Here is a 23,005-nt window from a genome sequence, read left to right on the forward strand (position 1 = left end):
GAAAAATACGATGAAAATAAAATGGCAGTTAGAATAATTCATTATTATTTAGATACAAATTCAGGCAATTATGCTAAAAGAGCTTTTGCTTTTGGAAGCACAAGTATAGCATTTAATAAAGATGTAAAATTTCATATTAGTGCTAAAACTTATGAACCTGTTTGTATTTCCAATCTAAAACTTTATCCTTTAAAGGATAATTTTGATTTTGAAAGTGATAGCAGTCTTGCAGAATTTGTAAATTTCTTTCTAGAAAAGGAATTAGATCCCTTAAAAATAGGTAGAACGGTTAATATTCATTTTATAGATCAAGAAAAGATTACACCTATGGTTATTTATAAAAGAGTATTTCAAATACTTCAAAACCAATCTTTTAATTCTTTAACTCCTTCTATAACTTCACTTCGTGAATATTATAAAACCCGTATCCTGCCATCTGGGGTATTATATTTGCAAGATGACAATACAAACTCTCAAACCAATTTAGAACAGACTATCCTCTACAACAATACAAGTTTTAACAAAATTTCAAAAGAACCCTTAAATGAATCCTCATCCAGTGCTAAAAAACCTTGCTTTATCACTTTATATTTAAAAGATGAACACAATAAACCCATTGCTAATGCTAAAATCATTATCAAAGGTTTTAAACATGATGAAGCTTTAAGAGTAGTTAATCTAAAAAGACGCAGTGATGAAAAGGGTAAAATAAAATTTGATAAAGAAAAGTATTTTAGTGATTGTTATAGCTTTAAAGTAAAGCTTGATGAAAGTGAAGCTTATTTTCCTACTCCTTTACAAAATGCTAAAAGGATATTTAATAATTATACCCATCACAAAGTTGGACTCATGCTTAAATTTAAAGCAAAAGATCATTTAGTTTATGATGGATTTAATCTCTATCATTATAAAGGAAATGAATTAATTAATTCTTATATGGCAAGAAGTGGTACTGCTAAGGCAGATAATGAAAAAAGAAGTAAAAAGCAAATTGCAAATTATTTTTACCAAGATGAAAAAGATACAAGTAAAGATAAAAAAGCTTATTTTTATTATGATGATGAAAGTATTAAAGATAGATTTGGCACTTTGCCTGAAGGAGAATATTATTTAAAGATTAATGAAATAGCTAAAGATACTAACCCTAGCTTTTTAAAAGATTATCCCTTTGAAATAGGAAAAACTTGGGGAAAATGTTGTGTAAGATTATATACCAATAAAGAATGTTCTAAAACTTTTAAAGAATTAAAAATAAAAGAAAGTAATGAAAAAGAAAATAAAAAAAGCAAAAAAGAACAAAGTATAATAAAAGATAATCTATATCTTTACTCTATCAATGAAAAGGGAGAATTTGGCAGTAATGGTAGCATAGGTATGGCACAAGCACAGTTATTAGAGGATTTAAGTAAGCAGGTTAAGTTTGTGCAGAGTGAGGGGAAAATATAATCTCACTCAAAGTGGCTTACCCTGAAAAAATAGATAATAAAATTATATTTGTAGGAAAAGTTTATAAATAAAACACTAATATTTCATGAAAATTCCCATATCGATTTAAATGCTTCTTTTGCACCAGGGACTTATGTAGAATTGCAATTAGAAAAAGAAAGCGATAAAACGCTAAATTGGAGTTATGTAGAGTGCAATAGTGAGAAAAAATGCGATATTTGTTGGATGCTGATTGTCGTTCTATTGAAGCTAAAGATCTTAAATTTATAGCGAGTTTTAAAGGTAATATTTGTGGATTTCATTTACCTATAAGTAGAGATAATGAACCAATAAAAGATATAAAAGATTATAAATATTACATCATAGTCTTTGCTTATGATGAAAAAAAGGCTATACCTAGTTTAGAAGATTTTCATATAGTTATAGATATGAGCTTTAGAGTAGGAGTTGGAAGGGATGAGGATGTAAAAGAAAGCAAACCAAGGAATGATTTTAATAGTGATATAATTCAAACAAATTGTATTTTTAGTGTTCTTGAGGCTGTAGAGTTTTTAAAAGCTTGCCAAAGTTTTAAAGAAAAAGCAAAAGAAACAAATAATTATGAATTTTTTAAAAATTATCCCCAACTTGCAGGAAAAATTGCTTATATTTATTATAGATTTGATTTAGCTAATGAAAAATTTATTAAAAGTGTAAGTGATGGAGATAAGTATTTAAAAGAAAGAGAGAAATTTGTTAAAAAATTTATAGATGTTTATTCTGATGAGAAATTTTTTATCATACCAAGCTATAAAGCAAAATTTAGTGAATTTTCAAACAAAAGTGATGAGGAAAAAATTATGTTTTTTCAAGAATTTCTTGAAGATTTGGTAAAAGCTTTTGACATAGAACCACCAATTCCAACTATTTATAAAGAGTTTAAACAATACAATAACGGATCTTATAATAGTGTAGGAAAAAAAGCATTATATTTGAATTTAAAAAACAAAAAAGAACAGATATTATCAACTTTTTTTCACAAATTTAGACATTTTTATATTGATAAAAATAATTCTAAAGAAATAAAAAATCAACATACAGAAAGCATTTTTAAACTCATATATTCTAATGGATATTTTAAATTTGAAAATGTTGTTATGTTTTGGGCGTATGATAAAAAATGCATAATTAGTAATAATTATACAGATTGTGTCGGAGTTAAACCTTATAAATACAGTATATTTTCAGATAAGCCTGCAATTTATTGGTTTTCTCCAAGTGAAAGAGATGCGAGAATAAGCACATTTTATTTTGAAAAATATAGGGGTTGATATGTTAGAAGTAGCCATAAAGAATATATTTAAACATAAAGATTTCTTACAAACCAGAAAAGAACCTTATGCTATTTAGCCATAAATACAAACATAAAAAGTTATAATAATATTTGTCCTAGCGAGCAATATTTTTGGAAATTTAATGATATGAATGAGCTTGAATGCTATAATCCAAAATTTGGCATATATCTTGGTAAAATTGTTTTTGATAAAAAAGGCAACAAACTCATCCCAAAATACATACCCGCTAAATTTGAAAATTTAGAAGAAGAAGTTAAAAAGATAAAAAATCCTTTATGGCTTGCTAATAAAAATCCTAATTATATTAAACCTAAATTTTATGATGGTATGGGTGGGGGTTATTATTTTGAAAGTCCAAATAATTTAGAGTATCAATGTAAAATAGAAAAAGACACTCAAATTTTAAGCCAAGAACAAATCATTTCCTATGTGAAAGAACTTTATAGTAAAAACACAATGATAATAAAAAATTATATTGATGCAATCAATAAAAACCATGGCATAAAACCTTTCGTATTTAGTGATGAAATTTATGATCAATTAGGAGAAGTTGGCATTCTTACAAAAGAACAAGCTAATAATTTTAAAGATAAAAGTTATATTAAAAAAAATCCAATATTGCTTGCTATGCTTGATTATTTAGCAAAACAAAATAAAAAAGATGAAGATTATTTAATCACTTTTGATGATGAGTATTTTTATGCTTATTTGGTTTGGAGTTTAAAAGATTTCTTATTAGAGCTTTCTTATGGTTTGTTTCAAGATGAAACCAAGCTTCTTTTTAATCCTGCAGCTTATATGGATGACACAAAAATAGATTATAAAAATTTAAACGAAGAAATAAATAAGCGTTATGAAAAAATATTGCTTGATATGGGATTTGAAGGAGAAAATGGTTATTTTAATGATTATTATGATTATAGCTTTGGCAATAATGGTATTTTTAAATTTAACATATATGATTATTTTGCTTATGATGAAATAGGAGTGCAACCAATTCAACAAAGCCCATATGTTTCTCCTAGAAGCCCTTTTGATAGCCCTAATTTTGTCTATTCTGATGGAAATTATCACGGAGATGCAAAGCTTATCCCTTCTGCTTTAGGAAAGTATTATTTTGAGCTTTCCTATCAGAAAGGAGTTTATATAGAACTTTTACGCCCTTATTATCCAAGCATAAAAGATTTACCAGAAGGTTGGAACAATAAAATGCTAGAAAAAGCTAATTTAAAATAAATATGAGCATCCGTGAATAAACCCTTCTACAAACTTAAAAGATTTTATATACCTTGTGGTATGCTTATAGCTTTGATTATTTTATAAGCTTAACTTATCATTTTTTACAACGACCTTTAGAGCTTATCTTTTGGGATAGATATGATATATCGAAATTATCTATTAATAACGAAGAGAAAAATTTTAAAACAATGAAAACTGTGAATTACTCCTACTTTCGCTAACGCTTAGAAGTAGGAGCTTCCTAACTAAAGCCAAGTATTCTTAGCTAGCTCGAAAGGCTTCTTGTTTATAGCTTACACCTAAATTTTCATATAAAATATTAAAACTTATACAAAAATCTTTCATAAATTGTTTCAGAAGTTAAAGAGTTTGTTTAGTAAATTACATTAAGGGTTTAAGCCGCAGGCTGACCCCCTACGGCTAAATTGTGAAACCCCTGAAAGGAGGTACATAAAACTCATTCTAGTGGTTATTATACTGCTTTGTTTATTTATAGTCAAGGCATATTAACCAAGCTCAATTTTTGGGGCAACTGGAGTGGGTTACCTGCGGTATCAAACAAACTTTTAACTAAGCTTATCTCCTTTATATTGAATTATTTTATTTTTTAATTTATATTTTTCTTGCTTATGCTAAAAGATAAGAATCAATTATAAACAAAATGTATTAAGAAGCTAAAGAGTTTGTTTGGTATAATTATAAAAGGTAGATGCCAAAGGGCTGCAACCCTTTAGCGTTAATTTACCGCCCAGAAGGGAGGTGATTAAATTGCTAAACAAAATTATAGTAATAATTATACTACTTTGTATAATTATAGTCAAGTGTTATTAATACTTGATTTCCCATTTTTTAAAGGGGATCTATAATTTTCCCTTTGGCTTACCAAACAAACTTTTAACTAAACTTCTCTTCTTCTATTGATTTTCTATATTTGAAAAATTTTATTTTTTAAAAAGTATATGTTAAAGTATATGTTTTTTGTATTATTAATTTTTCAAGTATGTTCTTTTGGTTATTTTAACTATAAATCACAGTCCTCTTGAGCGCACCATATTATTTATCTTCTTTAATTTTTCTTTTAGCCAATCCCATATGCTCGTAAGCATCAATTTCTTTTTTGTAAGATCCAGAAATTTTCTTAAGTTCTTTATTTAAGTAACTTACTGTTTGTGCACTTGCATTAATATTTGCAGCCAAAGCAGAAACAAATTCTAGTTTCTTTTTTGTTGCTTCATCTAATTCTTTAGAAGTTTTTGAACCAAGTTTATGTGTCTGCACATAAAGTTTGGCAAGTTCTTTTAATTCAATATCCGTTAGCTTAACATCGGAAGCAGCAATTATCATTTTATCTAAGTCTGTATCAAATTTTTTAGTCTTTTCAGCTACATGCTGCTTTTGGCTAGTTTTTTGCTTTTTAATTGTTTTTTTGCCATCACTTGTAATAAGATAAGCAATCATGCCTAAAAACAATAAAAGCGCTAAAGCAGCACAAAAAATAACCAAAAAAATATGGCTCATTTACAGTTTGCCTACAAAATTTCGCTTCCTTCTTGCAAAAAGAGCTAAAACCACCATCAATGCAAATCCCCAATAAACATAATTAGGAATTTGAGCCGCTTCGCCTGCAGCGTAAGAATGAAGTCCTGTTAAAAAGTAATTTACTCCAAAATAAGTCATAATAATAACCCAATAAGCAAACATACTCCATAAAGCAAACACAAATTGATTACAATATTTTGGAATCATTCTAAGATGTAAAATTGCTGCATAAACCAAAATACTAACTAAAGCCCAAGTTTCCTTAGAATCCCAACTCCAATATCTCCCCCAACTTTCATTTGCCCAAATTGCACCTAAAAAATTTCCTACAGTAAGTAAACAAAGTCCAAAAATCATTGCCATTTCATTAATTCTTGTAGCCTCTGTAATATTTCTCAAAATATTAAGATTATATTTTCCATCTTTCTTAAGAAAACACATTAAGAACAATGTAAAGATACCAAGTAAGGCACAAAGTCCTAAAAATCCATAACTAGCAGTAATAACAGATACATGAATACTAAGCCAATAAGAATTGAGCACAGGAACAAGATTTGTAATTTGCGGATTCATTTCGCTTAAATGTGCAACCATTAATACAACACCGGATAAAATAGAAGTTAATGACAAGGCTATAGGACTTTTTCTAGAGAAAAATATACCCGACAAAGACAATGCCCAAGCTATATACACCATACTTTCATAGCCATTACTCCATGGAGCATGACCTGATAAATAAGCACGAAGTCCAAGACCTACTGTATGAATTACAAAAGCTAAAACATTTAAAACATATACCACTTTAAATATAAAAGAGATTTTTAAATTCGGTATGACCATTTTAGAAAAAACAAGAATCAAAAGTAAAAAACCCGCAATTAAATATACAGGAGCGAGTTTAACGAAAATTTCAGCCTTATTAGAAAAAATTTCCATTTCAACCTTGGTTTTACTAGGCATGACTTTATATCCTATTTTTTCTTGATATTCTTTGATAAATTTCAAGCCTTCATCAGCTCTAGTCCAATTACCATCTTTAAAAGCATTTTCCACGGCACTAAAATAATTCTGTATTAAAGCCAAAACAATATGCCCTTCATCCCCCTTAAGAGTAGTTACAGCAGAAAAAGGTGCAAGCCAAACATTATTTGGATTATTTTGAACAGGAATAAATTTAAATAATTCACCACTAAAAACTAAATTTACAACATTAGCTCTTTCATCTAGTTTTATAATTTCCTTATCAAAAACTCCTCTTGCATTTGGGTTTTTACGATTTGCATTTTCAACATATTTTTGAAGTTTATATCGGTTATTCTCATCAAAGAAATCTTTATAAGAAATATATTTAGCGCTAGGAATTTCTAAAATATTTGCAATAGCATCACGAACTGCTTGATTTTGTGGCATTAAAATAAAAGGTTCCATTTGCCATTTATCTACATCAACGAGCATGGAAAGCATAACAGCGTTAGAATTTTGACCCTTATAGCTATCACTTTGATGAATTTTTTCTAAAATTTCTCTTGATAGCGTATCAAAAGGCACCATTCTTCCATCTGCTGATTTTTGAACTATTAAAGCGGCAAGGGCTTTAGCATGATTAGTATTTACCATAGGTAAGGTCGAATTTAAATCTTGAGCAAAAGTCTTTTCAGAACCAAAAGATAACAATAAAATAAAAATAATTACACTTGTATGTTTTAAAGTGTCTTTATTAATCAATCTTGCCAAAGTTCTAAATCTAGAATGTGGATTTAAAAAATTCATAAACATTCCAAGACAAAGCAAAAAATAACCCATATAAGTTGGTATTTTACCTGGATCTTTATTTACAGATAAAACAGTCCCTTTTTCATCTTGATCATAAGAACTTTGATAAAATCTATAGCCATTATAATCTAAAACATTATTCATAAAAATTCTATAATCAAAATTTTCATTATTATTTTTTACGGTAATTTCACTTGCATAAGAAGCTGGAGACATAGAACCTGGATAACGATCTAATACAAAATCTCTTAAATAAATATCAAAAGGCAATTGTTCATAAGAAAGTGCCCAAGAAATAAAGAATTTTTGACCTGCAAGTTCTATCATAATAGGTTTATTATATTCAAAAATATAAAATTCTTTACTTTCATTTTTATAGCTTAATTCTAATTTTAAAGCATTAGAGCCAGTTAATTCTAAGTTTTTATTCTCATTGCTTAAGGCAAAATCTTTAAAATGCAACAATAAAGAATTTTTCCAATTTTGAGGCTCCCCAAAAGTAGAAATCAACATAGTTCTACCCACTTCTAACCAAGCAGATTTAAACCATAACCAAAAACTTTCATCTTGAGGTCTATTGGAACCTTCTAAAGCTTCTTGCGCATGCAAAGAAGCAGCTTTAACTACAAAACTAATATCATTAATTTCATAAAGCCTTCTTTCCTTAGCATTTGCCTTTTCTCCAATTTTAAGGTCTAAATTTTGTCCATCTAGCATACTTAGAAAATGTAAGTTTTCACTTGAACTTAAAGTTAAATTTTCATCAATTTTTACAAAAGGTGCTTTAACATTATCATCCATAAAAGCAAAGTTAACCCCTTCTATATTCTTAACTTCACCTTTTTCAAATTTAACATCAACACCTTGAGATCCTTTTTGAGAAAGCATCAAAACCAATAAAGGATCAGAATTATTATTTTCTTTATAAGTATAATGAGCATTTAAGATTAAATCTTTATATTTTAATTCAGCTTGATCATCACCTAAATTAAGTTTTAGTTTAAAAGAATTAGCAAAAGGCAAATTTCCTATATAACGATCATTAACCGCACTATAGCGTTCTCCATCTTTTATAGCAGAAATACGCAAAGAAGTCTTAGAACTTTCTATAAGTGAATTTTGAGTATGCTCTCTAATAGGTAAGATACCTTCAAAACCAGCATATCTTGTCATTGCAGAACCCACTAAAATAAATAAAAAAGAAATATGAAAAATCATTAAAGGCAATTTTTTAAGCCCAAACATTTTATAACGAAACATCCCGCATAGTAAATTAATACCAAGTAAAAGTTGTATATATTCAAACCAAAAAGTATCATAAACCATTGCCCAAGCCGTAGGAGTTCCATAAGCACTTTCAATAAAAGTTGCCAAAGCACAAAAAAGCGCAAAAAGCAAAAACAATACAACCGAAACTCTTAAATCCCCTATGCTTTTTATTATATTTTTCATTCTTTTTCCTTTAAATTTTAAAGCCCTAAATATTTCTTTCTAATCTCATCATCACCTATTAAATTTTTAGCCTCGTTTTCCATTACAATGCGACCATTTTCCAAAACATAAGCATAATCACTTATTTTTAATGCAGAATAAGCATTTTGCTCTACCAAAAGAATAGTTATACCCTCTTCTTTTAAACGCACAATAATATCAAAAACTTCACCCACAATCTTTGGAGCAAGTCCCAAAGAAGGCTCATCCAACATCAAAAGTTTTGGTTCACTCATTAAAGCCCTTGAAATCGCAAGCATTTGCGCTTCCCCTCCACTCAATGTTCCAGCTAAAGCATGCTTTTTACTTGCAAGTCTTGGAAAAAGTTTATACATTTGCTCTCTTAAATGCTCATAATTTTCAGCATTATTAAAAGCACCTATTTTTAAATTTTCCTCTACGCTTAAATTAATAAAAACACGCCTTCCTTCAGGAACTAAAGCTATACCTTTTTGAACTAAAGTATGAGTTAAATGTCTTTTAGTATCATAACCTAAGAAATTAACCTCACCAGTTCTTTTAACTGAGTTTAAAAGCGCATTTAAAGTTGAAGTTTTACCTGCTCCATTTGAACCTATAAGAGAAACAATATGACCTGTTTCCACTTTAAAATCAATCCCTTTAACAGCTTCAATTAATCCATAATAAACATGCAAATCTTTAACTATTAGCATCAAAATCCCCTAAATACGCAGCAATTACTTCTTTATGATTTACAGCATCGCAAAGTTTACCTTCAAAAATTGTTTTTCCATAATCAAGCACCAATACGCGATCACACAATTTATTGACAAATTTCATATCATGCTCTATAAGCAAAACGCTAATTTTATAATCTTTTCGTAATTTAAAAATGAGCTCAGCAAGTTCATCACTCTCAGAGCTATTCATCCCAGCGGCTGGCTCATCGAGCAATAATAATCTTGGCTGAGTAGCCATTGCTCTTGCAATCTCAACTTTTCTTTGTTGTCCATAACTCAAACTAGTAGCCTTTTCATAGGCAAATTCTGCAATACCAAGTTCTTCTAATATTGCATAAGCCTTCTCTTTAAATACTTGTTCTATTTTTCCAAAACGCCCTAAATGCAAAAAGGCTTCAAAAATATTATATTTCATTTGTTTATTAAAACCAATAAGAACATTTTCAAGCACATTCATGCTTGAAAAAAGCCTAATATTTTGAAATGTTCTAGCTATTCCTAAATGCACAATCTTATGAGGTTTTAAGTGATCAATTCTTTCTCCTAGAAATTCAACCGAACCTGAACTAGGTTTATAGTTACCTGTTATAATATTAAAAAGAGTTGTTTTGCCAGCCCCATTAGGTCCAATTAAAGCAAAAATTTCACCCTCATTGATTTTAAAAGAAGTTTCATTAATAGCCTTAACACTACCAAAACTTTTTGAAATTTGTTTTAATTCCAAAATCATTTTTTGCTCCTTTTAAAACGCTTTTTAATCCCTCTAATCACATCACTCAACTCATAATAACCCATTATGCCTTTTCTTGCAAAAAGCATTACTAAAATCAGAACAATAGAAAAAACAACCATTCTAAGCCCTGGCGTTGATTGGATATCAAGATTTAAAGAATCTATTTTTATATTTAACTCATCTAAAAATCTAAGCCACTCACTTCCACCAATAACCAATATCGCACCTATAATAGCACCTGTAGTAGAACCAAGTCCACCTAAAACAATAATAATCAAAAGCTGAAAAGTAAGTAAAAAATCAAATTGAGTTGGAGATACGGTAGTCAACAGACAAGCTAAAAGTCCGCCACCTACACCTTCTAAAAATGCTGAAGTGCTAAAAGCTAAAGTTTTTATCCAAAAAGTATTTATTCCCATAGCACTTGCAGCATCTTCATCATCTCTTATAGCCTTCATTGCACGACCATATTTAGAATAAACTATATTTAAAATTAAAATAACCGCTACAATAGCAATACCACCTGTCCAATAGATCGTGGAAAATTGTGGAATATCTGCCAGTCCTCTTGAGCCATTAGTAATAGAAGGAAAATTAATAGCAGCTATTTTAATAATTATTCCAAAGCCTAAAGTTACAATAGCCAAATAATCCCCTCTCACGCGAAATACAGCAAAAGCCAAAATCAGGGCAAGTAAAGATGAACAAATTCCAGCCACAATTAAAGCTAGAATAAAGGAATTTGAATGGATGGCTAAAATAAAAGAACTAGGACCATCTAAAAAAAACTGATCATTTTTCGCATCAGCACTTAAAAGAACTAAAGCAGCCGCATAAGCTCCAATCGCAACAAATCCATTGGGTTCTAGTGAAAATTGTCCAGTTACACCATTAATAAGGTTGTAACTCACAGCCAAAATAATAAAAATAGCAATTTGATTAACAATGTTTAATCCATAGTCCCCAAAAATATAAGGAGAAATGAAAATAAAAATAATTGAAGCAATTAAAAAGATTAAATGTGAAACCTTAATTTTAACCATCATTAAAACCTACTCTTTTCAAAATTTATACCTAAAATTCCCGTAGGCCTAAATAACAATATAAACACCAAAAAAATAAAAGCAAATGCATCTTTAAAGCCTGATAAATCTGGAAAAAAAGCCACAACAACAACTTCGGTAAATCCTATAATAAGTCCACCCAAAACTGCACCTACTACAGAACCTATACCTCCTAAAACTGCAGCAGCAAAAGCTTTTAAACCTATTAAAGTTCCCATAGTAGGTTCAACAGAGTAATAATTTGCAGCCCAAAAAACACCCCCAACTGCTGCCAAAGCTGAACCTAGGGCAAAAACTATAGCAATAATACGATTTGCATCTATACCCATTAAATTTACTGTTTGTATATCAAATGCCAAAGCACGAATAGCTATACCATATTTGCTTTTATACAAAATCCATAACACTGCTATTAAAATAACAAATGTAAGAGCAGGAACCATTAAAGAACCATAAGTTGTTATCACTCCGCCAAAATTAACACTTTCCTCAAAATAACTTGGCGGTGTAAAAGTTCTAGGTGTTGAAGTAAAAAGCATATTAAAAAGATTTTGCAAGAAAAAACTAATACCAATTGCTGTAATCAACAATGAAATTCTAGGAGCCTGTCTTAAAGGTTTATAGGCGATTCTATCTGTAGCTATTCCAACACAAGCAGCAAAAATCATTGCCAAAGACAAAGCTCCTAGAAAAGGAACATTTAGATTAGTCATGCAAAAAAGAGCTGCATAAGCACCAACCATCATAATATCGCCGTGAGCAAAATTAATAAGTCTTAGCACGCCATAAACCATAGTATAGCCAACAGCAATAAGGGCATACATACTGCCCAAACTAAGTCCATTAACAAGTTGTTGTAAAAATAAAGTAGAATCCATAATCTTTCTATTTTTCCTTTAAGGATTGATAATATCTTTATAATTTTGCTTTTGATTTTTAATTTCTTTAACCACTACAGAACGAGTTGCATTTCCTGTTTGATCAATACTGATAACACCAGAAACACCTTGATAATTTTTAGTTTGGTGAATTTTTTCATTGACACACTTACTAGTAAGATTTTCAACGCAAGCATTCATAGCGTTTAGCATTACAAAATACGCATCAGCCCCCATAGCTGAAAAATTTGGAACTTCTTTTGTTCCTTTAGCTTTTTCATAAACACTGATAAATTCTTTGCTTAATTTTGTAGTTGGATTATTAGCATCAAAACTATCTGTGAAAATATAACCCTCGCTTGCATCTCCAGCTAAACTAATAAAAGTTTGATCTGCAACTCCGTCTGCAGAACCCATAGGAATATTTAAACCTGCAAGTTTTGATTGTCTTGCAAATAAAGAAGCTTCACTATAATAAAGCGGTAAAAAAATAAATTCTGGATTTAAACTTTTAACTTGAGCTACAATAGCTCTAAAATCTTTATCACCTGAATTAACTCTTAAAATTCTAAGAATTTGACCACCATTAGACTTGTACTGTTTTTCAAAAGCTTTTGCTAAACCTAAGGAATAGTCAGTACTTTGATCTACTACAATAACAGCACTTTTGTAATTAAGTTTTGAAAAAACATATTTTGCTAAAGATGAACCTTGAAAACTATCCATAAAACATACTCGAGAAGAATATATTTTTTTATCAAGCAATCTATCACCAGTTGCAGCAGGAGCGATCAATGGAATTTTATTATCTTCTGCTACGCGCATAACTTGCAATGTATTAGCAGTAACCATTTCCCCTATAAGACCTATAACTTTATCTTGAGAAACTAAACGATTTGCTCCACTCGAAGATTCTAATTTATCACCTTTAGTATCAATAATAGCAAGAGAAACCTTATCTCCATTACTTAAAGTTGATTGCATTGAATTTGCAAGTTTAATCCCTTCTAGTGCACTTTGTCCATATGCTGCAGTAGCTCCGCTAAGTGGTAAAACAACTCCTATTTTGACTTCCGCAGCACTTAAACTTAAACTTAGAATACTTGCTAAAATTAAACTTTTTTTCATTCTCTACCTTTATTTTAGTAATTATGGATTTATAATTGTTTTATAATTTTGTTTTTGATTTTGAATTTCTTTAATCACAACAGAACGAATGGCATTACCGCTTTCATCTATGGTAATCACACCACCAACAGCTTGAAAATCTTTAGTTTGATGAATTTTGCTATTAATACATTCGCTGCTAAGATTATCAACGCAAGCATTCATAGCATTCAACATTACAAAATACGCATCAGCCCCCATAGCCGAAAATGCTGGAAGTTCTTTTGTTCCTTTAACTTTCTCATAAGCTGCAACAAAATCTTTTCCTAATTGTGTAGATGGATTGTTATAATCAAAACTATCAGTGAAAATTACTCCATTGACAGCACTTCCGCCAAGATCTATAAAAGTTTGATTATTAACACCATCTCCTGCTGCTAAAAGTTTATCAAAACCAATTTGTCTTGCTTGTCTCGCAATTAAAGCAGCTTCAGGATGATAAATAGGCATATAAACAAAATCAGGATTTAAACTCTTAAGTTGAGAAACCACAGCTCTAAAATCTTTATCTCCTGAATTAATAACAAGTTTTTTTATAATTTTCCCACCATTATTCTTAAAAGAATTTTCAAAAGCTCTTGCCAAACCTAAAGAATAAACATTACTTTGATCTATGATGATAACAGCATTTTTAAGCCCTAAATCCTTAGATACATAAGTAGCAAATTTATCTCCTTGAAAACTGTCTTTAAAACAAACTCTACTTGCATATTTCTTTTTATCTAGCAATTTATCTCCAGATGCCACTGGAGCTATTAGAGGAATTTTTTTCTCTTCTGCTATAGAAATAGCTTGAATGGTATTTGGAGTTGTAGCTTCACCAATAATCCCAAGGACTTTATCTGTTGCTATTAAACGATTAACTCCGTTTGAAGTTTCAAGTTTATCTCCTTTTGTATCTATTGTGATAAGTTTAATAACATCTCCATTTGAAAGTTTTGGTTGTAGCTTATTAGCCAGTTCAATTCCGTTAAAAACATCTTGCCCATAAGCTGCCACAGTTCCAGTTAAAGGTAAAACTACCCCTATATTAATATCCTTAGCATATAAACAATTTACCATAGTTAAAACACTTAAAGTTAAAGTTAGTTTTTTCATAGCATTCCTTTTAATTATAGTTTTTACATTTTATTTTAGAAATATATTATGTTTTGTTTTTTGCACAGGTTCTTCTTCAAGAAGGTCTTTTACTTGCAAATCAAGCGCAAAATTTCCACCTTTAATATAAGCAATAATATTATCTATATCCTCGTGGCTTAAATTTCTAGCATAAAAAGCCATTTGAGAAGCTGTTGTAGAACTGCTACTATCAAGAGTATAACCTATCAAAGCTCCTTTAATATCCTCAGGAGACATATCTTTTAAAATTCTAGATCCTATAACACTCTTTTCAGCATTATCTCCATGGCAAGTATTGCATTTATTTTGAAAATACAAAGCCTTCGCTTTTTCCATATCATATTGCTTATTTGCATCAAAGGTATAAGTAAAAAATGATTTCAAGTTAATACCAAAAAGCGCAACAACAAATATTGAACTAATAAACAACCATCGTATAATCATGATTTTCCTTATTTTATTGTAATTTCCGTTTGTGTTTTATTTTGATATCTATGTGTTTTTTTGTTGTATTTTTTTCTTTTTTAATATCATAGCGATAACGAACAGTCCCTGAAACTTCTATATCTTTAAAGACTTCATCTAACGGAGCTGCAAAAACAAAATGATTTAAAATCATACCAATTAAAAATATTTTTTTCATTTTTATTCTTTAAACACAAAAAACGATTATATCAAAAAAAGATAATCCTTGTTAATGACCACCTTTATGTAAAAAATAAAGTCCTACACAAAGAGCTAAAATCGATCCAGCAAGAAAAGCCATATCCACAGGAGTAGCAAATTTCATCTGCAAAACCCTTTGAAAGAAATTTACCACTAAGACCATAATGATAACTTTTGCAAGCTTGTCTTTTAATTGATCTAAGCTATGCACCTCTAAAACCTTGCTTTGTTTTGTTTGTTTAAATTCTTCTATTTCGCTGATAAAAAGCTCATAAACTCCAAAAGAAAAAATAAACAAAACTAAAGCCATAAGATAAAGATCAACAGCTCCTATAATTAAAGCCACCACATCCTCATGCAAATCCACATTAGAACCTGCATCAAAAAAATAATTATAAGTATAAAATATAACTTTTAAAACATCATAACTTGCAATAAAAAACAATACAAAAGCTCCAATTAAACCAAAAATTACGGGTAAAATTGTAACAATACGACTTCTAACAAGTAAAGATTCAAATATTTTCTCTAACATTTTTTTCCTTATTTATTTTTTAATTCTAACCATTTTTGCGCAATACGCACAGCATTTGTTGCAGCACCTACACGAATTTGATCTGCCACACACCAAAGATGGAGTATTTTTTTATCATACACATCAGCACGAATTCTTCCTACATAAGTTTCATTAGTATCGCTAGTCATTAAAGGCATAGGGTATTTTTTATTTTTAAGATCATCTATGACAACAACACTTGGTGCTTTTTCTAAAATTTCTTTAGCTTTTTTTACATCTATTTCTTTTTCAAAATGCATAGTAATAGCTTCGCTATGACTTCTTAAAACAGGCACTCTTACACAAGTTGCTGAAACTTCTAAATTTTTATGTAAAATTTTTTGAGTTTCATTGACCATTTTAAGTTCTTCTTTAGTGTAATCATTATCCATAAAAACATCAATTTGTGGAATAAGATTAAGTGCTAAAGTATAAGGAAAAGTTTGAGGTTCAAATTCATCAAGTTTAAAAGCAAAAAAACTTTGCATGGCTTCAACCAATTCTTGCATTCCTTCTTTTCCTGCTCCACTTGCAGCCTGATAGGTACTTACATCAACACGCTTTAAATTAAATGCATCATTTAAAGGTTTTAAAACTTGTACCATTTGTATAGTAGAACAATTTGGATTAGCAATAATCCCTGTTTTTTTCCAATCTTTAATATCCTCAGGATTGCATTCAGGAACCACCAAAGGAACATCTTTTTCCATTCTAAAATGACTTGTATTATCAATAACAACAGCACCCGATTCTACTGCAAATTTAGCATATTTTTCACTCACACTTCCACCTGCGCTAAAAAAAGCAATATCAATAGGATTTTCTTTAAATACATTTTCAGTAAGTTCTTTGACTTTATAAGCTTTGCCTTTAAATTCTACTTCACTACCTACACTTTTTGCACTTGCTAAAGGTAAAATACTTTCCACTGGAAAATCAAGTTCATCTAAAACATTTAAAAGCTCTTCCCCAACCGCACCAGTAGCACCCACAATGGCTATTTTTTGTTTTTTTGACATTACCTATCCTTTATTTGATATTTTTTAATTTTTTCATTTAAAATTTTTATATCCATGCCTAAAATTTGAGAAGCTTGATCCTTGTCATAATCTACACTTAAAAGAACTTCACAAATCAATTCTTTCTCTAAATTCTTTACATCTTTTTTTATACTTCTAGCTTCTAAGAACAAGTCTTCACTTGAAATTTCATCATTTTCACTTAAAATACAAGCTCTTTGTACAACGGATATTAATTCTCTAATATTACCAGGAAAATCATATTCAAGCAAAGCATTTTTAGCTTCTTGGCTGAGCTGTTTTTCCTTAAAATCATATTCTTTACAAGTATCTTCTAAAACCTTTTGAGCTATACCTAAAATTTCTTCTTTACGCTCTCTTAAAGGCGGGATATTAATAGGAACAGTGTTTAAACGATAATATAAATCTGAGCGAAATTCGCCATTTTTTATTTTTTCATCCAAATTTGCATTAGTTGCACTGATAATTCTTACATCTATTTTGATGCTTTTCGTACTTCCAAGTCGCGTAATTTCTTTTTCTTGCAAAGCTCTTAAAAGTTTGGCTTGAATTTCATAAGGCATTTCGCCAATTTCATCTAAAAACAAAGTACCCTCATTAGCCATTTCAAAAAGCCCTATTTTAGTTGCATTGGCATCAGTAAAAGCACCTTTTTCAAAACCAAAAAGCTCACTTTCAATCAAATTTGCAGGAATAGCTGCCATATTAATAGCAACAAAAGGCTTATTAGAGCGTTTAGAATGAGTGTGAATATAAAGAGAAAATACCTCTTTTCCTACTCCACTCTCTCCAAAAAACATTACAGAGGCATCAGTTTTAGCCGCTTTTTGACTTAAATTTAATGTTTTTTCCAAATTAGGAGAAGTTGAAAAAAAATCTTTATTTTCTTCTTTTTTTTCATTTTTTTTGCTTTTTTTATCGGCTATTTTTTCTCTTATGATTTTAGCACGCTTAATAGCCTCGACTAAAGTATCAACATCAAAAGGTTTGGTTAGAAAATCTTTTACTCCCAAACGAACCGCTTCTATAGCACGGCTTAAAGTAGCATTTCCTGTCATAATAATAAAATCATATTTATTTTCACAGGCTTTAACAAATTCTATGCCATCAATTCCTGGCATATTAATATCTGTAATAATCAAATCTGTATTCTCATCTATTTTTTTTAAAGCTTCAGTAGCAGATTTATAAGATTTAATATTAAATTCTTCATACTCTGCTAATGCAATTTCTAAGGATTTGCGCATATTAATATCATCTTCTACTATGACTAAATTCATCCTAAGCCTTTTAAAAAATTTCTGCTATAGTATCCAATTTGCGCTTAATTTTGAATTTACTTTTTTTTAAGATAATAAATTATCGCATTTTGTTCGCCAAATTCCACGGTAAAACGCAAGGGTAAAATTTTAATATAAGTTTCACTTTGAGCACGTAATAAGTCGGTATTAACAATATCCTTAACACTGATTTTAGCTCCTATAAAGCAATCACTTAACTCATCTTTATGAGAATTTAAAAAATTAAATTTAATTGTTTTTAGCATATTATCATCAATTAATCCTAAAGAAGTTCGAGGTAAAACTTTTAAATCTTGATCACTATAAGAAATTTCACATACCCATTGTTCTTCAACATTTTCACTTTGCGTCATTGCTAAGGATAAATTTTGATTTTGATGAAAGAGAATGAAATTTTTACTAGAAAGCTCTGCCCAAAAAATAAATTCATCTTGGGCAAAAAGCTTAAAGCTAAGAAAAATTAATAAGCAAACAATTCTTTCCACTTGTCTGCATCGATTTTAAGTTCTAAGTTTACTCTATAAAGCCCTTGATTAAAATTCTCATCAATAATACTTGCATTTTTTATCAAACCATTTACTTGCGCAGTAATAGTTGAACTTCTAAGCATTGCATCTTTTACAGTGTCTTTACCATTCACTTTCACACCATAAAGCTTACTTGCAAGCTGTCTGTAAGCATCTGTAATCGCTGCTCTTTTTGCTAAAGCTAGGGCTTGAGCAGTAGAAACTGTATTCATCGGAGCAATCCCTTCACCAACTGCTGTAAAACTAAGTTCCGTTTCACTAGCGTCTGGAGCTAACATTTTTTCTTCTCTGATAATATCACGCACATCATCTTTGTCGACTTTTTGCACGATAACATCTTGAGATGGAGCAGTGCTATTTGCACTTGAATTTTTAGTTGTACTGTTTGCACTTGGTACACAACCAGCGAAAATTCCTGCTATTGCTAGCATAAAATAAATTTTTTTCATTTTTACACCTTCAAAATATTGTAATTAGTAAAATAAAAAGCAATAAGCGTTCCAACTTTAAACTTATTACAAATCTAAACCAAAGTTTTCATCGCTTAACTCATCCTCATCATTTTCCTCTTTAGGACACTTAGCGATGCTAACCACCTCGTCATTTTCCACATTAACAACGATGACGCCACTTGTATTACGCCCTGCTTTTCTAATACTTTGCATATCAACACGTATCATCTTGCCTGAACTTGTAAGAGCCATCAAATCCATAGTTTCATCTACTATAACTACGCTAATAAGATCTTTGGTTTTTTCTGTAAGTTTCATGCAAATTACACCCTTGCCACCTCTACTTTGCAATCTATATTCTCCAGCATTGGTGCGTTTTCCTATACCTTTTGCACTTATGCTTAAAATTTCTTGCTCATCATTTTCTATAACAACTGCACCTACTAATTCGTCATTTTTCTCTTTAAACTTAATAGCGGTCACCCCACGACTTACACGGCCGATTTCACGCACTTTAGCAAGTGGGAATTTGATACACATACCTTTTTTGGTTACTGCAAAGAGCATTTTACCTTGTGTGTTTACACTTTCTTCATTTTCAAAATTTTCATCATCTAAATTTTCAATTTCTCGATTTTCTAAATTTTCTTCACCACCACTGGCAAAAATTTCATTTTCATCTCTTTGAACAATAATAGCAGTTACCAACTCATCATTTTCATCCAAGTTGATCGCTCTAACTCCTACACTTCTGATATTTTGATATTCACTCAAATTTGTACGCTTTACAATACCATTTTTAGTAAAGAAACATAAAGATTTGCTCTCATCAAAATCCGTGGTTGGAATAATAGCCATGATTTTTTCTTCAGCTTGTAAATTGATAAGATTTACCACTGCTTTTCCTTTAGCCGTTCTTGAGCCTTCAGGAATTTTATAAACTTTAAGCCAATAAAGCTGTCCACGATCTGTTACAAACATAAGCGTATCATGTGTATTTGCCGTAAAGAAACTTTCTATAAAATCATCATCATAAGTCGTAACGGCTAATTTTCCTTTTCCACCTCGTTTTTGTTTTTCATATTGTTTACTAGGCACACGCTTAATATAACCACGATGTGTGATAGTTACAACCATATTTTCATTAGGAATCAAATCTTCAATATCAATATCATCGTAATCATCTTCAATTTGAGTAATACGTGGCACATCAAATTTACTTCTAATTTCTTTTAATTCATCGCGAATTAAATTTTCAAGCAAGGTTTCACTTTTTAAAATTTCTTCAAGTCTTGCAATTTCTTTCATTAATTCTGCAAGTTCATTTTCGATTTTTTCTCTTTCAAGTCCTGTTAAACGACCAAGTTTCATATCCAAAATAGCATTGGCTTGAAGCTCACTAAGACCAAATTTAGCTACTAAAGAATCTCTTGCGGTATTATTATCAGAACTATTTTTAATTAAAGCAATCACTTCATCTATATTATCAAGTGCAATTTTAAGACCTTCTAAAATATGAGCTCTTGCTCTTGCCTTTTGAAGTTCAAAAATCGTTCTTCTAATAATAACTGTTTTTCTATGAGTTAAGAAAAGATTTAAAAGTTCCAACAAAGAGAAAATTTTAGGTTCTTTATTATGAATTGCCAACATAATCACACCAAAAGTACTTTCCATAGTGGTAGATTTAAATAGATTATTTAAAACAATTTCACTCATAGCCTCACGTTTAAGCTCTATAACAACGCGGATTCCTTCTTTATTACTCTCATCTCTTACTTCAGATATTCCTTCAATTTGCCTTTCTTTAACAAGCTCTGCAATCTGCTCTATAAGCCTAGCTTTATTGGTTTGATAAGGAAGCTCATCGATAACAATAACATCTTTATTTGTCTTTTTTTCAATATGAGTTTTAGCTCGCACTTTCACGCGACCACGTCCTGTGCGATAAGCTTCTATAATACCTTTTTTACCATAAATTATTCCACCTGTTGGAAAATCTGGACCTTTGATAAACTGCATAATCTCTTCTAGGCTTGCATCTTTATTATCAAGCAAATATAAAAGTCCATCTATCAACTCATTTAAACTATGAGGTGGGATGTTTGTCGCCATACCTACAGCTATACCACTTGAACCATTTAATAATAAATTTGGAACCCTAGAAGGTAAAACATCAGGTTCGCTTTCTGAACCATCATAATTTGGAACAAAATCGACCGTATCTTTATCTATATCTTTTAAAAGCTCATGAGAAAGTTTACTCATTTTTGCTTCAGTATAACGCATCGCAGCGGCACTATCACCATCTATAGATCCAAAGTTGCCTTGTCCTGTAATACTTGGATATCTCATAGAAAAATCTTGAGCCATTCTAACCAAAGCATCATAAACTGCTGTATCTCCATGTGGGTGATAACGACCTATAACAGCACCCACTATACGGGCTGATTTGACAAAATCTGTTCTACTTTTTGCCTCATCATTTTGCATAGCATATAAAATTCTTCTATGAACAGGCTTTAAACCATCTCTTGCGTCAGGCAAAGCACGACCTATAATAACACTCATAGAATAGTCTAAATAACTACTTTTTATAGAATTTTCTATATCTACAAGTTCAATATCAGAATCTTTGCTAAAAATATTCTCCATAAAAATCCTTCTATTAGTTCAAAGTTTTGATTATAGCATATTAAACTTTTGCATCAGCTAAAACAAGAGCAAAAAGTACAGAAATTTTATTTTCTTCTAAAACTTTTTTAGCTTCCAAAAGGCTAGAACCAGTTGTTACAATATCATCTACTAAAATTACAGGTTCGTGAATGGTTTTTAAGAGTTTGTAATTTCTTTTATGTTTTTGACGAAATTCTAAACTTTTTCCAGAATATTTCACAGAATTTTGTGCTTTTAAAACATTAAAAACAGGTTTTACAAATTTTGTTTTAAGATATCTAGCTAAAATAGCAGAATGTGAATAAAGCATATCTTCAACCTTATCATCTAAAGCTATAACATTAATTGTCATTCTAGGATCAAAAAAATCTTTAAATTTTGCAAAACTTAATTTAGCAAGCATTTTATAAACAAAATAACCATAAAAATAATGTTTAGAGTGAAGCAAGTGTTGTATTTCATGGTATTTATAAAAAGAATAAACTTTGAAATTATTATCAAGCTTTCTTACATTTAAGGAAAATTCAGAAAGCTCTAGCTCACATAAATCACAAAAGCAGAGCAGAGCAAAAGCTCCGCAATTTATACACCTCAAAGTTCAGAGATTAAACTAGCTGCTTTATTTGCCATTTGTTTTATTAACAAATGAGTATAAAAAGTTGTTTCTTTTAGATCATCAAAACCTTGTACATCTTGCTTGGTGCGGATTGTAAATTTCTTATTTTTGTTTATATCGCTAACTTGTAAAACTCCTACTAGTTTTGAATGTAATCCTGTAGCATCTTGAGTTGCTCCATAAGATATAAATTCTAAATCAATCTTACTCACATAAGGTGAATTTTGATCGTTATTGTCAAGCACAACTATTCCTCTAGCTTCAAGTTCTTGCTTTAAATAAGTATAAAATACCGCATTAAAATTCACATCAACAAATAACTTTTTCCCTTTAGCATTTAAAACTTTTTGCCCTTCTTTTAAATCATAAAATCTATGCAAATAAACCTTTTTTAAAGCAATACCAGTGTCTAAAGTGCGTTTATTGGCACAACATTGAATTCCAACATCGCTAATGTATAAAAGCCCTTTAATCTTTGCTTCAAAGCCATCAGGACTTTCACAAGAACTGCATTGAGAATTTTTAGAAATTTGATTAACTTGAGCAAAAGTATCTTGTTTAGTTGCACAAGCACTCAAAAATAAAATAGGCACTATAAAAATCAAAAATTTTTTAAACATTTTTTCTCCTTAGAAAATTATTTTAAAATTGTATTAAAAATACAAGCAAATTTCAAGCCAAGTTTTAAAT

The 23,005-nt window shown here is 30.0% G+C and carries 20 protein-coding genes and 1 pseudogene; 3 read left to right on the forward strand and 18 right to left on the reverse strand.

Annotated features, from left to right (window positions below):
• Window positions 1–21: 21 nt before the first annotated feature.
• The 3 genes from AT682_RS09615 (at window position 22) to AT682_RS05415 (ending at window position 4,016) form a co-directional block, all read left to right on the forward strand.
• Window positions 22–1,446, forward strand: a complete 1,425-nt coding sequence (locus tag AT682_RS09615; RefSeq protein ID WP_002882977.1) for a hypothetical protein — start codon at window positions 22–24, stop codon at window positions 1,444–1,446.
• A gap of 209 nt (window positions 1,447–1,655) precedes the next feature.
• Window positions 1,656–2,756 carry a hypothetical protein gene (locus tag AT682_RS05410; protein WP_224380188.1) on the forward strand — a complete coding sequence of 367 codons (1,101 nt, stop codon included), beginning with the start codon at window positions 1,656–1,658 and terminating at the stop codon, window positions 2,754–2,756.
• 150 nt (window positions 2,757–2,906) lie between these two features.
• Entirely contained in the window at window positions 2,907–4,016 is a 1,110-nt protein-coding gene (locus tag AT682_RS05415; protein WP_002882975.1) for a hypothetical protein, read from the forward strand.
• 1,056 nt (window positions 4,017–5,072) lie between these two features.
• Here AT682_RS05415 and AT682_RS05420 read toward each other — a convergent pair.
• The 18 genes and pseudogenes from AT682_RS05420 to mapA all read right to left on the reverse strand — a co-directional run bounded on the left by AT682_RS05420 (window position 5,073) and on the right by mapA (window position 22,935).
• Window positions 5,073–5,522 carry a hypothetical protein gene (locus AT682_RS05420; RefSeq protein ID WP_072238654.1) on the reverse strand — a complete coding sequence of 150 codons (450 nt, stop codon included), beginning with the start codon at window positions 5,520–5,522 and terminating at the stop codon, window positions 5,073–5,075.
• Window positions 5,523–5,537: 15 nt separating this feature from the next.
• Complete coding sequence (locus AT682_RS05425) at window positions 5,538–8,783, reverse strand: cytochrome c biogenesis protein (RefSeq protein WP_002883451.1); 3,246 nt, start codon at window positions 8,781–8,783, stop codon at window positions 5,538–5,540.
• Window positions 8,784–8,800: 17 nt separating this feature from the next.
• Window positions 8,801–9,496, reverse strand: a complete 696-nt coding sequence (livF, locus tag AT682_RS05430) for an ABC transporter ATP-binding protein (protein ID WP_002852965.1) — start codon at window positions 9,494–9,496, stop codon at window positions 8,801–8,803.
• Window positions 9,483–10,253 (reverse strand): ABC transporter ATP-binding protein, encoded by a 771-nt coding sequence (gene livG / locus AT682_RS05435; RefSeq protein WP_002853599.1) that lies wholly within the window; start codon window positions 10,251–10,253, stop codon window positions 9,483–9,485. The genes livF and livG overlap by 14 nt, the downstream gene beginning before the upstream one ends.
• The gene (livM, locus tag AT682_RS05440) at window positions 10,250–11,302 is read right to left on the reverse strand and encodes a branched-chain amino acid ABC transporter permease (RefSeq protein WP_016818204.1); all 1,053 of its coding nucleotides are present in this window, start codon (window positions 11,300–11,302) and stop codon (window positions 10,250–10,252) included. Before livM ends, livG begins: the two co-directional genes overlap by 4 nt.
• Entirely contained in the window at window positions 11,302–12,198 is an 897-nt protein-coding gene (gene livH, locus AT682_RS05445) for a branched-chain amino acid ABC transporter permease (RefSeq protein WP_002852952.1), read from the reverse strand. The genes livM and livH overlap by 1 nt, the downstream gene beginning before the upstream one ends.
• An 18-nt stretch (window positions 12,199–12,216) precedes the next feature.
• Window positions 12,217–13,326, reverse strand: coding sequence for an ABC transporter substrate-binding protein (livK, locus tag AT682_RS05450; RefSeq protein ID WP_002853905.1), 1,110 nt, complete (start codon window positions 13,324–13,326; stop codon window positions 12,217–12,219).
• Window positions 13,327–13,347: 21 nt separating this feature from the next.
• Complete coding sequence (gene livJ, locus AT682_RS05455; protein ID WP_016818203.1) at window positions 13,348–14,463, reverse strand: ABC transporter substrate-binding protein; 1,116 nt, start codon at window positions 14,461–14,463, stop codon at window positions 13,348–13,350.
• Between the two features lie 30 nt (window positions 14,464–14,493).
• On the reverse strand, window positions 14,494–14,928 hold the full coding sequence (locus AT682_RS05460; protein ID WP_002882652.1) for a c-type cytochrome: 435 nt from the start codon (window positions 14,926–14,928) through the stop codon (window positions 14,494–14,496).
• Window positions 14,929–14,936: 8 nt separating this feature from the next.
• Window positions 14,937–15,127, reverse strand: a pseudogene (locus AT682_RS05465) (mini-MOMP protein).
• Window positions 15,128–15,178: 51 nt separating this feature from the next.
• Window positions 15,179–15,685 carry a YqhA family protein gene (locus tag AT682_RS05470; RefSeq protein ID WP_002852919.1) on the reverse strand — a complete coding sequence of 169 codons (507 nt, stop codon included), beginning with the start codon at window positions 15,683–15,685 and terminating at the stop codon, window positions 15,179–15,181.
• An 8-nt stretch (window positions 15,686–15,693) separates the two neighbouring features.
• Entirely contained in the window at window positions 15,694–16,725 is a 1,032-nt protein-coding gene (asd, locus tag AT682_RS05475) for an aspartate-semialdehyde dehydrogenase (RefSeq protein WP_002882650.1), read from the reverse strand.
• Window positions 16,725–18,026 carry a sigma-54-dependent transcriptional regulator gene (gene flgR, locus AT682_RS05480; RefSeq protein WP_002882649.1) on the reverse strand — a complete coding sequence of 434 codons (1,302 nt, stop codon included), beginning with the start codon at window positions 18,024–18,026 and terminating at the stop codon, window positions 16,725–16,727. The genes asd and flgR overlap by 1 nt, the downstream gene beginning before the upstream one ends.
• Window positions 18,027–18,082: 56 nt before the next feature.
• Window positions 18,083–18,532 (reverse strand): flagellar assembly protein FlgQ, encoded by a 450-nt coding sequence (gene flgQ, locus AT682_RS05485; RefSeq protein WP_002882648.1) that lies wholly within the window; start codon window positions 18,530–18,532, stop codon window positions 18,083–18,085.
• Window positions 18,508–19,023, reverse strand: coding sequence for a flagellar assembly lipoprotein FlgP (flgP, locus tag AT682_RS05490; protein WP_002882646.1), 516 nt, complete (start codon window positions 19,021–19,023; stop codon window positions 18,508–18,510). The genes flgQ and flgP overlap by 25 nt, the downstream gene beginning before the upstream one ends.
• A 66-nt stretch (window positions 19,024–19,089) precedes the next feature.
• Window positions 19,090–21,678, reverse strand: a complete 2,589-nt coding sequence (gyrA, locus tag AT682_RS05495; protein WP_002882645.1) for a DNA topoisomerase (ATP-hydrolyzing) subunit A — start codon at window positions 21,676–21,678, stop codon at window positions 19,090–19,092.
• Between the two features lie 40 nt (window positions 21,679–21,718).
• Window positions 21,719–22,294, reverse strand: a complete 576-nt coding sequence (locus AT682_RS05500) for a ComF family protein (protein ID WP_002882644.1) — start codon at window positions 22,292–22,294, stop codon at window positions 21,719–21,721.
• A complete protein-coding gene (gene mapA, locus AT682_RS05505; protein ID WP_002882643.1) occupies window positions 22,291–22,935 on the reverse strand; it encodes an outer membrane lipoprotein MapA in 645 nt (214 codons plus the stop codon). The genes AT682_RS05500 and mapA overlap by 4 nt, the downstream gene beginning before the upstream one ends.
• Window positions 22,936–23,005 lie beyond the last annotated feature (70 nt).

Origin of the sequence: Campylobacter jejuni (assembly GCF_001457695.1) — a bacterium.
Lineage (GTDB): Bacteria > Campylobacterota > Campylobacteria > Campylobacterales > Campylobacteraceae > Campylobacter_D > Campylobacter_D jejuni.

Excerpts from the sequence above, each read along its gene's own strand:
- AT682_RS09615 (WP_002882977.1), top strand. The coding sequence starts at position 22 with ATGGCAGTTAGAATAATTCATTATTATTTAGATACAAATTCAGGCAAT.
- AT682_RS05410 (WP_224380188.1), top strand. The coding sequence starts at position 1,656 with ATGCGATATTTGTTGGATGCTGATTGTCGTTCTATTGAAGCTAAAGAT.
- AT682_RS05415 (WP_002882975.1), top strand. The coding sequence starts at position 2,907 with ATGAATGAGCTTGAATGCTATAATCCAAAATTTGGCATATATCTTGGT.
- AT682_RS05425 (WP_002883451.1), bottom strand. The coding sequence starts at position 8,783 with ATGAAAAATATAATAAAAAGCATAGGGGATTTAAGAGTTTCGGTTGTA.
- livF (WP_002852965.1), bottom strand. The coding sequence starts at position 9,496 with ATGCTAATAGTTAAAGATTTGCATGTTTATTATGGATTAATTGAAGCT.
- livG (WP_002853599.1), bottom strand. The coding sequence starts at position 10,253 with ATGATTTTGGAATTAAAACAAATTTCAAAAAGTTTTGGTAGTGTTAAG.
- livM (WP_016818204.1), bottom strand. The coding sequence starts at position 11,302 with ATGATGGTTAAAATTAAGGTTTCACATTTAATCTTTTTAATTGCTTCA.
- livH (WP_002852952.1), bottom strand. The coding sequence starts at position 12,198 with ATGGATTCTACTTTATTTTTACAACAACTTGTTAATGGACTTAGTTTG.
- livK (WP_002853905.1), bottom strand. The coding sequence starts at position 13,326 with ATGAAAAAAAGTTTAATTTTAGCAAGTATTCTAAGTTTAAGTTTAAGT.
- livJ (WP_016818203.1), bottom strand. The coding sequence starts at position 14,463 with ATGAAAAAACTAACTTTAACTTTAAGTGTTTTAACTATGGTAAATTGT.
- AT682_RS05460 (WP_002882652.1), bottom strand. The coding sequence starts at position 14,928 with ATGATTATACGATGGTTGTTTATTAGTTCAATATTTGTTGTTGCGCTT.
- AT682_RS05470 (WP_002852919.1), bottom strand. The coding sequence starts at position 15,685 with ATGTTAGAGAAAATATTTGAATCTTTACTTGTTAGAAGTCGTATTGTT.
- asd (WP_002882650.1), bottom strand. The coding sequence starts at position 16,725 with ATGTCAAAAAAACAAAAAATAGCCATTGTGGGTGCTACTGGTGCGGTT.
- flgR (WP_002882649.1), bottom strand. The coding sequence starts at position 18,026 with ATGAATTTAGTCATAGTAGAAGATGATATTAATATGCGCAAATCCTTA.
- flgP (WP_002882646.1), bottom strand. The coding sequence starts at position 19,023 with ATGAAAAAAATTTATTTTATGCTAGCAATAGCAGGAATTTTCGCTGGT.
- gyrA (WP_002882645.1), bottom strand. The coding sequence starts at position 21,678 with ATGGAGAATATTTTTAGCAAAGATTCTGATATTGAACTTGTAGATATA.
- mapA (WP_002882643.1), bottom strand. The coding sequence starts at position 22,935 with ATGTTTAAAAAATTTTTGATTTTTATAGTGCCTATTTTATTTTTGAGT.